This is a genomic window from Flavobacterium mesophilum (genome assembly GCF_039581405.1).
In the GTDB taxonomy this organism is placed as follows: Bacteria; Bacteroidota; Bacteroidia; order Flavobacteriales; family Flavobacteriaceae; genus Flavobacterium.
The window spans coordinates 20,488-35,673 of record NZ_JBCPXZ010000007.1 but is presented as its reverse complement, the minus strand read 5'-3'; the positions used below and the strand labels follow the sequence as shown (position 1 = coordinate 35,673).

The following is a 15,186-nucleotide window of genomic DNA, read 5'->3' as shown; positions in this document are numbered from 1 at the left end:
CACAAAACATAATGCTTAAAACAGCTTTTCAACACTACATCAACAATTTTAGAGGATTTACAAGAGAAATTTGGATACTTGCCATCATTACTTTTATCAATCGCGCCGGTACAATGGTGCTTCCCTTTTTGTCAAAATATTTAAAAGAGGATTTACAATTTGATTACAATCAAGTTGGATGGATTATGGTTGCATTTGGCCTTGGTTCGATGTTGGGTTCGTGGCTTGGGGGAAAACTTTCAGACAAAATTGGATTTTACAAAATCATGATTTTTAGTTTGTTTACGAGTGGTGTTGCGCTTTTTTTCGTTCAATATATAACTTCTTTTTGGGGACTTTGCATCGCAATGTTTTTATTAATGACGATTGCTGACATGTTTAGACCCGCAATGTTTGTATCACTTGGCGCTTATGCAAAGCCAGAAAATAGAACTCGAGCGCTGACGCTTGTTCGTCTCGCAGTAAATTTAGGTTTCGCCGCTGGTCCAGCACTTGGCGGATTGATTATTATGGGAATGGGATATTCTGGCCTTTTTTGGGTCGATGGTGGCTCTTGTATTCTTTCGATTTCCATTTTTGCTTTTTTGGTAAAAGAAAAGAAAAAAGCAGAGCATAATGACAAAACCGAAAGCGCAGCTGATATAAAATCGGTTTTTCATGATAAAATCTTTTGGGTTTTCTTGTTTGTGAGTTTTATTACAGCAATGATTTTCTTCCAGCTTTTTACCACTTTACCTTTATATCATAATGAGAAATTTGGTTTGAGCGAATTTCAAACTGGGCTATTAATGACTTTAAATGGACTTATGATCTTTTCTTTAGAAATGCCAACGGTTGGTTTTATGGAAAGAAAAGGCTTTCCCAAAATCAAAATCATCATTGTTGGATCGTTTTTAATGGCTTTCAGCTTTATACTTTTATTAATTAATATGTGGGCAGGAATTCTTGTAATAGCAATGCTTTGTATTTCGATTGGTGAAATCTTAACTTTTCCGTTTTCGAATGCATTTGCTTTAAGTCGTGCGCCACGTGGTCAGGAAGGCCGTTATATGGCACTTTATACCATGAGTTTTAGTTTGGCACATATTATTAGTTCTAAAGTTGGTTTTGGAATCATAGCTGTTTTTAAATATCAAGCCAACTGGCTTTTCATGGCCTGCAGCGGATTCGTAGCAACTCTTTGTTGTTTCTGGATCAAAAAAGCTTTAACACACGAACGAAAGTCTTAAAATTCACTTTTATTTAAATCGTTTATATCCAATTCATTAACTTTGAATTGGATTTTTTTTTGCGTCAAATTCTCAATTCAAACTTAAAAAATAGTTAAATAACTACTTTTATAGTTGCGTAACTATAAAAATAGTTGTACGTTTGAATTAAAATTAGGACACATGCAAAAGTTAACCAACAAAGAAGAGGAAATCATGCAAATTTTATGGAAGCTTAGAAAAGCTTTTGTAAAAGAAATTCAAGCAGAAATTACCGAAGATCAACCGCACTATAATACACTTTCGACTATTGTTCGTAATCTTGAGGAAAAAGGTTTTGTAGGGCATAATGCTTTTGGAAATACGCATCAATATTATCCGATAATAACTTTAGAAGCGTACAGCAAAAAGTATATGAAAACTGCTATTGACAACTATTTCAATAGTTCTTATAAAAATATGGTTTCGTTTTTTGCCAAAGAAGAGAAAATTTCAGCAGCAGAATTACGTGAAATCTTGGATATGATCGAAAACCCAAAAGAGGAAAAATAATCGATTATGGAAGCTGTATTCATTTATATCGCAAAAGCATCAGGATTAATTGCATTATTCTATTTTGCCTATTATTTCTTGCTGCGAAAAGAAACTTTTTTCAATAGCAATCGTTGGTTTTTATTGGCAGGATTAATAACAGCTTCACTTCTTCCATTTTTAGTTTATACCAAAACAGTTTGGATAAACGCCTCTCCTATTTTAAATCAAAATTTATCGGGAACAAATTTCGTCGTAATTCCGGCAAAAGAAAGTTTTGAAATCAGCTGGAATATGGTTTTTATCGGAATTTATATTCTTGGTGTTTTGTCTTTGTTAGCAAAATTCGCTTTTGATTTTTACAGCTTGAATTCTATTATAAAAGGAACGAAAATCAAACAGCAAGCCGATTTCAAATTTATAGATGTTACTGAAAATATCGCTCCGTTTTCTTATTTTGAATATATCGTTTACAACTCATCAATGTTTACAGATTCAGAATTAGAAAGCATTATTGAGCACGAAAAAGTGCATTCTGATCAAAACCACACTGTCGATGTTCTGATTTCAAGAGCCTTTTGCATTTTGTTTTGGTTCAACCCAATTATTTGGTTTTACAAAAAAGCAATTGTTCAAAACCTTGAATTCATTGCAGATAAAGAAGCCGCACAAAAATTAGCCGACAAGAAAGCTTATCAATACACGCTTTTAAAAATCACTACACATGAAAGTTGTGTAGCAATCACCAATCATTTTTATCAATCATTAATCAAAAAACGAATTGTTATGTTAAACAAAAATCAATCAAAAAGAAGGAATTCCTGGAAGTATTATACGATAATTCCAGCTCTTGTTGCCTTTGTTTTAGTATTTCAGGTCAAAGTAATTGCAAAAGAAAAACAGCAAGAAACAAAAAACTTATCTCAAAAAGTTGATGCAATTGATGTTTATTCGATCACAAAAAAATCAACCGATGCAGATTTAAAAGAAATTACTGAAAATCTAAAAAAAGATCATGGCATTGACGCTACTTTATCTGAAGTTAAACGAAATGCTGACAATGAAATAACTGGCATAAAAGTAGAACTCACTAAAGGAGAACAACTATCAAAGGCTTTTATGGTCAATGGCAGCAACGCAATTCAAGATTGCGGTATCGTTGTAACCACTAATTCAGATGGAACTAAAAAAATCAATTTTAATACTAGCAAAACGGGCGATTCTATTATTGCTTCAGAGGATAAGCTAGAAGTAAAAACAAGTACTAACTCTAAAGCAAACAAAAATGTTAAAACTAATCATTATACTGTTACAAGCAGTGATGCAAGGACTGCTGGAGATAATACAAAAGTTAATACCAATGTAAATACTAGTGTAAATACTAGCGTGAATACTAAAGTAAATACGAATGTAAGCACTTCTACAATGTTAGTATTAACAACAGATGAAAAGAAAGGATCAAACGTTGTTATAAGTACTAATTCACAACCGAATGTACGCATCACTTCTGATCAAAAGATTATTATCGACGGAGTCGAAGTAACTGATTTCACAAATCTTGATCTTCAAAAATTGAAAATCAAATCAATGGAAATGTACACCGGCGATAATGCAGTTTCAAAATATGGCGAGGATGCGAAAAAAGGTGTAATCATAATTGAAACCAAAAAGTAATTAATCAGACTTTTAACAGCCAAAACCAAAATTATGCAAAAGCTAACCAACAAAGAAGAGGAAATAATGCACATTTTATGGAAGCTTAAAAAAGCTTTTGTAAAAGAAATTCAGGCAGAAATCACTGAAGAGCAACCGCATTACAACACGCTTTCGACTATTGTTCGCAATCTCGAGGAGAAAGGATATGTAAGTCATAACGCTTTTGGAAACACGCATCAATATTTTCCAATGGTGAGTATTGAAGAATACAGAAAAGGCTTTATGAGCACCGCAATTGATAATTATTTCAACAGCTCTTATAAAAGCATGGTTTCGTTTTTTGCCAAAGAAGAAAAAATTTCGGCAAAGGAATTACGAGAAATCTTGGCAATGATTGAAAATCCAAAAGCAGAAAAATAGTAGTTATGGAAGCACTTTTCACTTTTATCATCAAATCTGGCGGCTTAATTGCTATGTTCTATTTTGCTTATTATTTTTTACTTCGCAAAGAGACTTTTTTCAGTAGCAACAGGTATTTTCTGCTTGCAGGATTAATAACTTCGGTTGTATTGCCATTTGTTATTTATACAAAAATAATTTGGGTTGATCCTGCACCAATAGTCTATACTCCAGCTGTTGAAACTGTTGCCTTAAACAGTCATTATGTTTCACATTACACGCCACAAGTTATTGAAGAAGAACCTTTTGAAATAAACTGGAATTTAGTTTCATTGGCCATTTACGCGATTGGATTTGCTTCTTTTATGCTAAAATTTGCCATTGACTTTTATAGCTTAAATTCTGTTTTAAAAGGAAAAAGCATCAAACAGCAAGAAGACTTCAAATTTGTTGATGTTTCAGAAAATATTGCTCCTTTTTCTTATTTTGATTATATCGTGTACAACTCATCACTGTACAGCGAGTCAGAATTGCAAAGTATTTTGGAACACGAAAAAGTGCACAGCGACCAAAATCATACGGTTGATGTAATCATTTCTAGAATCTTTTGCATTCTTTTTTGGTTCAATCCAATCATTTGGCTTTACAAAAAAGCTATTCTGCAGAATTTAGAATTTATTGCAGACAATGAAGCCTCAAAAAAATTATCAGACAAAAAAGCATATCAATACACGCTTTTAAAAATAACAACACATGAAACTTGTGTTGCAATCACCAATCATTTTTATCAATCATTAATCAAAAAACGAATTGTCATGTTAAACAAAAATCAATCAAAAAAATGGAATTACTGGAAATATTATGCTGTAATTCCGGCGCTTGCAGCTTTTGTATTTTTATTCCAAATAAAAACGATTGCTCAAGAGAAAAAAGGCGTTGCTGAAAAAGAGACTGTTGTTTCTAAAAACGAAGATCCGAATATTTTTAAAATCACAAAATCAACGACAGATCAAGAATTAAAGGACTTGGCAACGAAACTAAAAAAAGAACACAATGTTGATCTTACCATTTCTGATGTAAAAAGAAACAGCGATAACGAAATTACAAGTATCAAAGTTCAAATCCTTAAAGAAAATGGTAAAAAACAAATCATAGAAATGAACAGCACAAAAGCAATAAAAGATTGCAACATTGCGCTAAACACTGATGAAAAAGGTTCTAAAAACATCACTCTAACTACTGATGACCAATTAGATCACCCTGTAGTTGTTGAAAGACAAAACATCGTTATTAAAGATTTCAAAGGTCCAGGCGAAGGCCCAGATGCGCCAACTCCGCCAAATGCGCCAGATATGGTTGCTCCTGTACCTCCTGTTGCTCCAGTTTTCCCAACGGGACCAATGCCACCCGTTCCTCCAATCGATATGTCAAAAATGCCAAAAGCTCCTAAAGCTCCTAGAGATGTAAACGATAAAGCAGCTTGGGCTAAATTTGAAAAAGACATGAAAGAGTTTGAGAAAAAAATGGAAGAATGGGAACCTCAAATGGACGCTTACGAAAAACAAATCGATGCGATCATGGAGCAGCGCGGCGCTATATTCGAAAAGGAAATGGAAAAATATCAAATTGCTATGCAAAAATTCAATATGAATATGGATAAATTCAATATTGACATGAAAATGAAATTTGGCAGCGATTCTCAAGAATATGAAAATCATATGAAGCAATACGAGCAAGATATGAAAGATTATGAACTTGACATGAAGCAACATGAAAAAGAAATGAAAGAACATGCTAAACAAATGAAACAGCATGCAAAAGACATGAAGCAACATGAAAAGGACATGAAACTAAAAGAAAAAGCTGATAAGAAAGCTTAATCCATTTATTATAATATAAAAAACCAGTGCCGAAAACACTGGTTTTTATATTATTTTCGGGTTTTTCAACCACAAAAGACTTTGTTTTAACACAAAGTCTTTTTTTATATCTTTGAAAAAACAAATCTGCCATGTATAAAATTTTAGCTAAATTAAACAAACTGCTCTTGCCGAGTTTTACCAAGCAAGGTTTAGATATTTCTAAAGCCAAAAAATGGCAAATGGCAATTATTGGCTACAGAGCTTATGTAACTAAACGAGCATTAGGCAATTAGTATTAATGCCGAATAATGTTATTACGTAGAAAACACATTTTGTTTTTTCTGCATTCCTATTTATGAAAACTAAAAAAATAAATCTTCCTCCTGTTCAAGCAGTATTACTTGCAATTATTAGCGTGCAATGTGGCGCAGCAATTGCAAAAACCTTATTTCCTGCAATTGGAGCCGCAGGAACAGCATCTATCCGAATTGGAGTTTCGGCAATAATTTTGTTATTGGCTTATCGACCAAATTTAAAAGCCATTACGACTGCACAATGGAAAGTTGTAATTCCTTATGGATTGTCTTTAGGCGCGATGAATTTGATTTTTTATTTTGCTATAGAGAGAATCCCAATTGGATTGGCAGTTACATTAGAATTTATCGGTCCGTTATTACTTGCAATTGTAGGTTCAAAGCGACTATTAGATTATTGCTGGGTCGTTCTTGCTGCAATAGGAATTTTATTAATTGCACCTTGGACAAATGAACGCTTGGATACTTTAGGTGTTGTATTTGCTCTAATAGCCGGTGGCTTGTGGGCTTGCTATATTGTTTTTGGCGGGAAAATCTCAAAAATAATGAACGAAGGTACTGCGGTGTCAACAGGAATGCTTTTAGCTGCAATTTTAGTTTTGCCTTTTGGAGTTTTCGAAAACGGATTAGCAAATCTAACACCGAGACTTTTCGGAATGGGAGTTGCTCTAGCATTATTGTCAAGTGCAATCCCGTTTACTCTAGAAATGAAAGCCTTAGACAAACTTCCTTCTAGAACTTTTAGTATTTTAATGAGTTTAGAACCAGCGGCCGCTTCTATTTGTGCATTCATATTTTTAAATGAGAATTTAAGTTTTTATGAAATATTGGCTGTAGTTTGTGTTGTTGTCGCTTCGGCCGGTTCTACATTGACTTCGAAAAAATAAACTGAATAAATTTCAAAATTTAAATTCCAAATCCCAAGCTTAAATTGGAATTTGGAATTTGATTTTTTGTTTTTAGAATATATTATTTTTTCGGAAGCAAAACGGCATCAACTACATGAATCACACCATTTGACTGATTTACATCTGCGATTGTAACTTTCGATTTATTTCCGTTTTCATCACTGATATATAAATCCTTGCCACTCATCCAAGCTGTTAATGTACCTCCACTAACGGTTTTTAAAGTTGCTTTTCCTTTTCCTGCTTTTATGGCTTTCGCAATATCAGATGAGTTCATTTTTCCAGCAACAACATGATAGGTCAAGATCGTTTGAAGCATTTTTTTATTTTCTGGTTTCAATAAAGTTTCCACAGTTCCTTTTGGCAGTTTATCAAAAGCTGCGTTTGTTGGAGCAAAAACCGTAAAAGGTCCTTTTCCTTGTAAAGTTTCAACCAAACCAGCAGCTTTTACTGCAACAACAAGAGTGGTGTGATCTTTTGAATTTACGGCATTTTCAATAATATTTTTATTTGGATACATTGCTGCACCGCCAACCATAACTGTTTTTTGCGCATGTGATGTAAATACAAATCCTAAAACCAAAACTACTGCTGATAAAATTTTTCTCGTTTTCATAATGTTATTAATTTTTAAGTTATAAGCTCATTTACGCAGATAAATTTGTTTTGGTTTTAATTTTAAAATACATTTCACGGCAAAATCATCAAATTATCAATCTTAACTACTGAAAATAAAGCGTTATGAAAGTTTTATTTTTTTTCATAAAATTTAAAATATAACGCATTTTTGTCTCCATTTTATTATTAACTTTAGAATACCAAAATCATTTATTATGCAAAACCTTCCAAAAAAAGTCAGAAGCAAAAAACTAAATTCAAAAGTTGATTTAACGGCTATGGTCAGTGTTTCTTTTTTGCTGATTATATTTTTTATGGTTGTTGGGGAATTGTCTAAACAAAAAGCAATGAATTTAAGCTTGCCAAATTATGACTGTGATGATTGCGGGAGAGGCGTAAGTTGTGGCAGTGAAATTCGAACTTATACAATTTTGCTTGGAAACCATAATAAATTAGTCTGTTACAAAGGATTATTAGCTGCTCCAGAAGTTACACCAAAAGAAGTATCTTATGGCAAGAACGGAATTAGAAAAGAGCTTTTTAAAGAAAACAAAATCACTCTTAATTATTCTGCTCAATTAGGAAAACACGGGAGAGGGATTGCAGTTATAATCAAACCTAGCAAAAAATCTAATTTCAAAAACCTAGTCGATATTTTAGACGAAATGGAAATTACAGGAATTGATACTTACATCGTTGTAAACGAATTTAGTCCAGAAGAATCTAAATTAATAGCTTCAAATTAAAAAAAGCTAACCAAAAATTCATTGCTATGAAAAATCTACCAAAAAAAGTCAGAAGCAAAAAACTAAATTCAAGAGTTGATTTAACTGCAATGGTTAGCGTTTCGTTCCTCTTAATAATATTTTTTATGCTTGTTGGCGAATTATCAAAACCTAAAGCTTTAGATTTAAGTACGGGAAGTGACTGTGATGACTGTTTTAGTTATACCCATGAAGGTGAAAACCGTTCAGTTACTATACTATTGGGTGAAAACGACAAACTAATATATTATGTTGGTCTTATAGCTACTCCGATTAAAAAACCCAAAAGTGTCACATACGGAAAAAATGGAATTCGAAAGGACTTACTGACTATAATTAACAGATCCAGTAAATTAAAACACGATAATCTCGTAGTTATTATTAAGCCTACCAAGAAATCTAATTATGGTAATTTAGTAGATATTTTGAATGAAATGAAAATAACAGGAATTACATCTTATTCTATCGTGCCAGAATTTATGCCCGAAGAAACAAAATTGTTAGCTTCAAATTAACTCAAGATATTTCTCATTTTCAAAAAAGTTCTCGACTCCGCTCGAACTGGCAAACCGGATACAACTTGAAACTTGAAACTTGAAACAAAAAAACATAAAAAAAGTCCCACATTGCTGTGGGACTTTCTATTTTAGGAAACTAAGAATTATTTTTTCTCAGTTTTTTCCATTTTAGCTTTAAGAGCAGCTAATACATCATTGTTGTCACCTAAAGTCGCAGCTGGTGCGTTAGTAGATGCAGCAGTTGTAGTTTCAGCAGCAGCTTTCACGTTTTTCTCTTCTTCTTCTCTGAAGATAGCAGTGTGAGAAGCAACAACTCTTTTGAATTCTTTGTTGAATTCGATTACTTTGAAATCAGCTGTATCACCTTTTTTCAATTTCTTTCCGTCTTCTTTTTCAAGGTGACGAGTAGGAATGAAAGCAACGATATCATCTCCGAATTCTACAGTAGCTCCTTTGTCAACGATTTCAGAAATCTCACCGTTGTGGATAGTTCCTACAGCGAAAGAATCTTCGTATTGATCCCAAGGATTAGCAGTAGTTTGTTTGTGACCTAAAGATAATTTACGTCCTTCAACATCTAATTCTAATACAACAACATCAAGTTTTTCACCAACGTTTACAAACTCAGATGGGTGTTTAATTTTCTTAGTCCAAGATAAGTCAGAGATGTAGATTAATCCATCAATTCCTTCTTCTAATTCTACGAAAATACCAAAGTTTGTGAAGTTTCTAACGATACCTGTATGTTTAGAACCTACCGGGTATTTAGAAGTAATGTCAGTCCATGGATCTTGAGTCAATTGTTTGATACCTAATGACATCTTACGATCGTCTCTGTCAAGAGTTAAGATAACTGCTTCAACAACATCTCCAACTTTCACGAAGTCCTGAGCAGAACGCAAGTGAGTTGACCATGACATTTCAGAAACGTGGATTAAACCTTCAACACCTTCAGCAACTTCGATGAAAGCACCGTAATCAGCGATTACAACTACTTTACCTTTAACTTTATCACCAACAGTTAAGTTAGCATCTAAAGCATCCCATGGGTGAGCGTTTAATTGTTTCAATCCTAATTGAATTCTTGTTTTCTCATCATCGAAATCAAGGATTACAACGTTTAATTTTTGGTCTAATTCAAGAACTTCACTTGGGTGGTTGATTCTTGACCAAGAAAGGTCAGTAATGTGGATTAATCCGTCAACACCACCTAAGTCAATGAACACACCATAAGAAGTAATGTTTTTAACAACACCTTCTAATACTTGTCCTTTTTGTAATTGACCGATGATCTCTTTTTTCTGTACTTCAATATCAGCCTCGATAAGAGCTTTATGAGATACAACAACGTTTTTGAATTCGTGGTTGATTTTTACCACTTTGAATTCCATCATTTTGTTTACATATACATCGTAGTCTCTAATTGGCTTAACGTCAATTTGAGATCCAGGTAAGAACGCTTCGATTCCGAATACGTCAACAATCATACCTCCTTTAGTTCTGCATTTAACAAAACCGTTAACGATTTCTCCAGTTTCATTTGCTGCAATAACTCTATCCCAAGATTTGATAGTACGTGCTTTTCTGTGAGATAATACTAATTGACCTGTTTTATCCTCACGGATGTCGATTAATACTTCAACTTTGTCACCTACTTTTAAATTTGGGTTGTAACGAAATTCGTTTAAAGAAATAACACCTTCAGATTTAGCATTGATATCAACGATAACGTCTCTATCTGTAATTCTAACAACAACTCCTTCAACTACTTCTTCTTGATCTGTAGCGATGAAAGTTTTTGATACTAGTTCTTCAAACTCTTGCAAGTTTTTCTCATCTACTGCATCGATTCCTTCTTGGAAGTTGTGCCAGTTAAAATTTGCTAAAAACTCTTCTTGTGATTTTGTTTGTTCAGACATGCTGATAAAAAAATTTGTATTCTGTTTTTCTCGAGTTTCTCTATGCGATAGAAAATACAGAAGTTGTTTTACATAAATGGTTGATACCTAATGGAAACTCTTCTCTGCCAAAAGGACTGCAAAATTAATACATTTTTCTGAATTAACAAAACAAAACCGATATGATTATCAGCATATTATTAAGAAGCAGCACATTTTCGGTTTCAAAAGACGTTTAGTCCCGCTATCACCCATATCTTTTATGCCGAACACCGGCATAAAAGGATATTTGGCTCCATCGGGGCTAGATGAGAAGTTTTTGTTTTCATAAGTCCTGCAAAACGAAATCGGCAAATTTTGAAAACCTATCGGGTTTACTATATATTTACAGCATAAAATAGTCTCAAAGTATGAAACAAAAAGATAACAGTCCAAGTGTTTTTGCTGTAATCACAACCATAATATTATGTTTTTCAACCATTTGTTTAATAATCCTTGTAATGCAATTTACATTCAATTACAAAATTATTAAACATGAAAAAGATTTTAAAAAGATTAAAGTAAAAATTGACTCTTCAAAATCATCAACTTCAAAAGGCGGGACGAGATCAACATACTTCTATTTCAACAAAGGAAGTTTTTTGAGACCTCATAATGGTAGCGGATTTGGCTTAAAACATCAATCATACGAAATTGAAATAAACGAATATATGGCCAAGCATCATGATTCCGTTTATATCTGGTACTTAGACAGGGGAACCTCAAAGTTTGCTTATGAAGACCAGAAAAACATCGTTATTTCACAAGAAATTGAAAACAACGAAACAATTAAAATTTATTTCTTAATCTATATTGTGTTTTTATTTTTAGTGATAAAACTTAGATATACTTTTAAAAGCAATGTGACAACAAAATACTAAATCCCACGACTTTTAAAAATCTATATTTTTAACTAAAATTAACATGTTCTTTATTTATAATTTTTGTCTTTACAAAAGATCTTATTTCCTGAAAACTTTCAATACCGATTTCAGCTTCACTCAAAATGTACGGATAAAAATCCCTAGTAATCATGATCAAAGTACCCTCTTTTACAACCCAATAAACAAACTCTTCCCAGCTAACTACTTTGGAAAACTTATCATAATTTTCGACTAGGGAACTTTCTGTAAATTCCCAATTGATATTTTCAAAAGAACTTAATTGTGCAACAGCTTGTACTCGAGCATTCTTAAAAGACTTCAATTTAAAGTAATAATAAATAAAAGGAACTATGTTAAACACAACAAATACTACAAAAAGATACCCTACTCCTAATTTATTTGGATAAATTAAAATCAAGACTATCCCAATCGTCAACAAAAACAAGCCTAAATATTGAGAATTTTTATAATATATTATTTTCTTTCCCAAAGTCAAATCAAACAATAATTGCAATTGTTTATTATAAATTTCTTTATTAAAAGTCAATTCAAATTTCATAACTATTTTTTTTTCAAGAAATTAAAAATTAAGCCCGAAAGATTAAATCTTTCGGGCTTAATTATATAATAATTTTATTAATGACTCAACTTCTCAATTTCTTTTGGATCATGTTTATGCTTAAATAAAACAGCAAAAGCAATTGCGATTACTAAAGCATAAGCAGCAAAAGACAGCCAAATCGTATGCCAGTCTTTCATCAAAACCGGATTTGTAAAAATTCCGTCTGCAGAAATTGAATTTCCTTGGCCTTTTACAAATTCAACCATTTTTTCATTTGTAGCATCTGTTTGTAAAAACCCAGCTAATTCCGTTGTATTAGCAAATGATTTCGTAAAAAAACGATCAATTGCCCAACCAGAAGTCAAACTTCCCAAAACTGCTCCTACTCCATTGGTCATCATCATGAAAAGACCTTGTGCAGAAGAACGAATTTTAGAATCGGTATTGCTCTCCACGAATAACGAACCTGAAATATTGAAAAAATCAAATGCCATTCCGTACACGATACAAGACAAAATAATCATCCACAAACCACCTACAGGATCTCCGAAAGCAAATAATCCAAAACGAAGAACCCAAGCCAGCATACTAATCAACATAACTTGCTTGATTCCGAAACGTCTTAAGAAAAATGGAATAGCCAAAATAAACAATGTCTCAGAAACCTGAGAAATCGACATAATAATAGTTGAATATTTAATCACAAACGAATCTGCATATTTTGGAAAGTGTTTGAATTCATCTAAGAAAACGTCTCCATAAGCATTTGTCAATTGCAACGCTCCTCCTAAAAACATAGAGAAAACAAAAAACAAAGCCATTTTGTAGTTCGCAAACAATTTGAAAGACTCCAAACCAAGGGTTTCTGTCCAAGTTGCATTTTCTTTAATCAAACGTTGTGGTTCACATTTTGGCAAAGTAAAAGCGTACACTCCAAGAATTAAAGCTCCAATTCCAGCAATGTAAAACTGATATTCAGTCGCTTTGCTTCCACTTAAATTAGTAATCCACATCGCAACAATAAAACCAATTGTTCCCCAAACACGAATTGGCGGAAAATCTTTTACAATGTTTTTATTATTTAATTTCAGCGAAGTATAAGAAATTGAATTACTCAAAGCAATTGTCGGCATATAACAGCACATTGCCAAAAGCATTACTATAATAAATGTATCTGGTGTAGTAACTTGTGCAATTCCAAACAAAACTGCAGCATAAAGTATATGAAGAGCGCCGTATAGTTTTTCGGCATTAATCCATCTGTCTGCAATAATACCTGTAAGCGTAGGCATAAAAAGAGAAGCGATTCCCATGGTTCCAAAAACGAGTCCGAACTGAGTTCCTTCCCAGGCTTTTGTGCCAAACCAATAATTTCCAATTGTTATAAGCCAGGCTCCCCAAACAAAAAATTGAAGAAAGCTCATTAAAATCAATCTATTTTTAATCCCCATATGATAAAATTGTCTTTTAGATAAAATAAAGCGGTAAAACTAATTTTTTAAAATAATATCTGCAAAAATTTAAGCTGTTTTTACAACATCATTTATCAATTCTAAAACAGCTGCAAACTGCTCTTCTTTATTTAAGTAAGAATTATCAATCTCAATAGCATCATCAGCGATTACCAAAGGAGAATCTTCACGGTGCGTATCCATATGGTCACGATCAACGACATTTTTCAAGACTTCTTCATAAGTGACATTATCACCTTTTTGCTGCAATTCATCAAAACGTCTTTGTGCTCGAGTTTCAGCACTTGCCGTCATGAAAATTTTAAGTTCGGCATCAGGAAAAACAACAGTTCCAATATCCCTACCATCCATTACGATTCCTTTATTTTTTCCCATTTCTTGTTGTTGCTCTACTAATTTTGCACGAACTTCAGAAACTGCCGCCACTGTACTAACAAAATTAGAAACCTCAATAGTTCTAATTTGTTTTTCGACATTTTCACCATTCAAATACATTTCTGCAAAACCCAAATCAGAATTAAATTTAAATTCTAGCTGGATTTTAGGCAACGAAGCGATTAACGCTTCTTTCTCAAAAAAATCTGCTCCAATTAAATTTTGTTGCATAGCAAAATAAGCTACTGCACGATACATAGCTCCAGTATCCACATATACGTATTCAAGCTCTTTTGCCAATTGTTTTGCCAAAGTACTTTTTCCAGTTGATGAAAATCCGTCGATTGCAATGGTAATCTTTTTCAATTTTTTATTTTTAAATTTTTACTTTATCTATAATAATTTCAAGCTTGCAAATGTAACCATCTTTATTTTTATTTGGAAGATTTATAACTTTTACAGCTATTGCTTTTAAATAAAAAAAGCTTTAAATTATCAAAATGCAATAATGCCTCTGACAATAAAAAGCTTTAATAATTTTTAAACTAAAAAATACTTTTCGGCTATTCTTTAGTAGTAAATATCCATGATGATGTTCGACTTAGAACTATCAATTATTTTTTGAATTCTTTTGAAAAACTCCTCATTTACCATTGGACATCCGTGGCTGTTGCTGATATAGTGATCTTGCTCATCATATGGCACAGCTGAATAAGAATGTAAAACAATTGCTCTTTTTAAAGCATTGTCATTAGTTTCTTCTAGACCAGCAAGTCTATATGCTTTTCCAAAAATGCCTTTGTACGTTTTTCCAACAGAATATCTTCCTAAAGCGGTACAATTTGAATTTGGCATATTGCTAAATTTAAGAATACCTCTTATTCCTGTTTCAGATCCAGAACCGTGTGCTACCAAACCTTGGTCGATAACTTCATTTTTTTCTAAATCGTAAACAAAAAAACGGTTTTTTCCAGAAGGAACTTTCATATCAATCAAAAATGCAATTTTAGAATTGTATTTGTGATCGTTATTAATCATGTTTTTGATATCTGCTATTCGGGTATTGATCCTTTCGATCTCAACATTGGTTATAGTAGATTCTTCTTCTTTGATGTAGTGTTTAGCTCCCGAATAAACACCTACAGTCATAAATAAAAATAAAGTAAATATTTTCATTA

Annotated in this window: 16 protein-coding genes; 10 read left to right on the top strand and 6 right to left on the bottom strand. The window is 32.6% G+C overall.

What is annotated here, in order from left to right; translation table 11 throughout:
* Positions 1-11: 11 nt before the first annotated feature.
* From AAYQ19_RS19240 to AAYQ19_RS19210, 7 genes are all read left to right on the top strand, one after another.
* Complete coding sequence (locus tag AAYQ19_RS19240) at positions 12-1,229, top strand: MDR family MFS transporter (RefSeq protein ID WP_343538553.1); 1,218 nt, start codon at positions 12-14, stop codon at positions 1,227-1,229.
* Positions 1,230-1,391: 162 nt separating this feature from the next.
* On the top strand, positions 1,392-1,760 hold the full coding sequence (locus AAYQ19_RS19235) for a BlaI/MecI/CopY family transcriptional regulator (RefSeq protein ID WP_343538551.1): 369 nt from the start codon (positions 1,392-1,394) through the stop codon (positions 1,758-1,760).
* A gap of 6 nt (positions 1,761-1,766) precedes the next feature.
* Positions 1,767-3,413 carry a M56 family metallopeptidase gene (locus AAYQ19_RS19230; protein ID WP_343538550.1) on the top strand — a complete coding sequence of 549 codons (1,647 nt, stop codon included), beginning with the start codon at positions 1,767-1,769 and terminating at the stop codon, positions 3,411-3,413.
* A 33-nt stretch (positions 3,414-3,446) separates the two neighbouring features.
* The gene (locus AAYQ19_RS19225) at positions 3,447-3,815 is read left to right on the top strand and encodes a BlaI/MecI/CopY family transcriptional regulator (protein WP_343538549.1); all 369 of its coding nucleotides are present in this window, start codon (positions 3,447-3,449) and stop codon (positions 3,813-3,815) included.
* 5 nt (positions 3,816-3,820) lie between these two features.
* Positions 3,821-5,674: a M56 family metallopeptidase gene (locus AAYQ19_RS19220; RefSeq protein WP_343538547.1), complete on the top strand. Its 1,854-nt coding sequence runs from the start codon at positions 3,821-3,823 to the stop codon at positions 5,672-5,674.
* A gap of 131 nt (positions 5,675-5,805) precedes the next feature.
* Entirely contained in the window at positions 5,806-5,949 is a 144-nt protein-coding gene (locus AAYQ19_RS19215; protein WP_026728751.1) for a hypothetical protein, read from the top strand.
* Between the two features lie 62 nt (positions 5,950-6,011).
* Positions 6,012-6,857 (top strand): EamA family transporter, encoded by an 846-nt coding sequence (locus AAYQ19_RS19210; RefSeq protein WP_343538544.1) that lies wholly within the window; start codon positions 6,012-6,014, stop codon positions 6,855-6,857.
* Between the two features lie 82 nt (positions 6,858-6,939).
* Here the strand turns inward: AAYQ19_RS19210 and AAYQ19_RS19205 are convergent, their stop codons facing one another.
* Positions 6,940-7,494, bottom strand: coding sequence for a fasciclin domain-containing protein (locus AAYQ19_RS19205; protein ID WP_343538542.1), 555 nt, complete (start codon positions 7,492-7,494; stop codon positions 6,940-6,942).
* 217 nt (positions 7,495-7,711) lie between these two features.
* Here AAYQ19_RS19205 and AAYQ19_RS19200 point away from each other — a divergent pair, with 217 nt between their 5' ends.
* Both AAYQ19_RS19200 and AAYQ19_RS19195 read left to right on the top strand, forming a co-directional pair.
* Positions 7,712-8,242 (top strand): ExbD/TolR family protein, encoded by a 531-nt coding sequence (locus tag AAYQ19_RS19200; protein ID WP_343538540.1) that lies wholly within the window; start codon positions 7,712-7,714, stop codon positions 8,240-8,242.
* A gap of 26 nt (positions 8,243-8,268) precedes the next feature.
* A complete protein-coding gene (locus tag AAYQ19_RS19195; protein ID WP_343538539.1) occupies positions 8,269-8,775 on the top strand; it encodes an ExbD/TolR family protein in 507 nt (168 codons plus the stop codon).
* 146 nt (positions 8,776-8,921) lie between these two features.
* Here AAYQ19_RS19195 and rpsA read toward each other — a convergent pair whose 3' ends face one another.
* Positions 8,922-10,697 carry a 30S ribosomal protein S1 gene (rpsA, locus tag AAYQ19_RS19190; protein WP_184166535.1) on the bottom strand — a complete coding sequence of 592 codons (1,776 nt, stop codon included), beginning with the start codon at positions 10,695-10,697 and terminating at the stop codon, positions 8,922-8,924.
* A gap of 389 nt (positions 10,698-11,086) precedes the next feature.
* Here rpsA and AAYQ19_RS19185 point away from each other — a divergent pair, with 389 nt between their 5' ends.
* Entirely contained in the window at positions 11,087-11,596 is a 510-nt protein-coding gene (locus AAYQ19_RS19185; RefSeq protein WP_343538535.1) for a hypothetical protein, read from the top strand.
* 28 nt (positions 11,597-11,624) lie between these two features.
* Here the strand turns inward: AAYQ19_RS19185 and AAYQ19_RS19180 are convergent, their stop codons facing one another.
* The 4 genes from AAYQ19_RS19180 to AAYQ19_RS19165 all read right to left on the bottom strand — a co-directional run bounded on the left by AAYQ19_RS19180 (position 11,625) and on the right by AAYQ19_RS19165 (position 15,184).
* A complete protein-coding gene (locus AAYQ19_RS19180) occupies positions 11,625-12,158 on the bottom strand; it encodes a hypothetical protein (RefSeq protein WP_343538533.1) in 534 nt (177 codons plus the stop codon).
* Between the two features lie 77 nt (positions 12,159-12,235).
* The gene (locus AAYQ19_RS19175; RefSeq protein WP_343538531.1) at positions 12,236-13,612 is read right to left on the bottom strand and encodes a nucleoside permease; all 1,377 of its coding nucleotides are present in this window, start codon (positions 13,610-13,612) and stop codon (positions 12,236-12,238) included.
* 69 nt (positions 13,613-13,681) lie between these two features.
* Positions 13,682-14,374, bottom strand: a complete 693-nt coding sequence (gene cmk / locus AAYQ19_RS19170; RefSeq protein ID WP_343538529.1) for a (d)CMP kinase — start codon at positions 14,372-14,374, stop codon at positions 13,682-13,684.
* A 204-nt stretch (positions 14,375-14,578) separates the two neighbouring features.
* Complete coding sequence (locus tag AAYQ19_RS19165; protein WP_343538527.1) at positions 14,579-15,184, bottom strand: murein L,D-transpeptidase catalytic domain-containing protein; 606 nt, start codon at positions 15,182-15,184, stop codon at positions 14,579-14,581.
* Positions 15,185-15,186 lie beyond the last annotated feature (2 nt).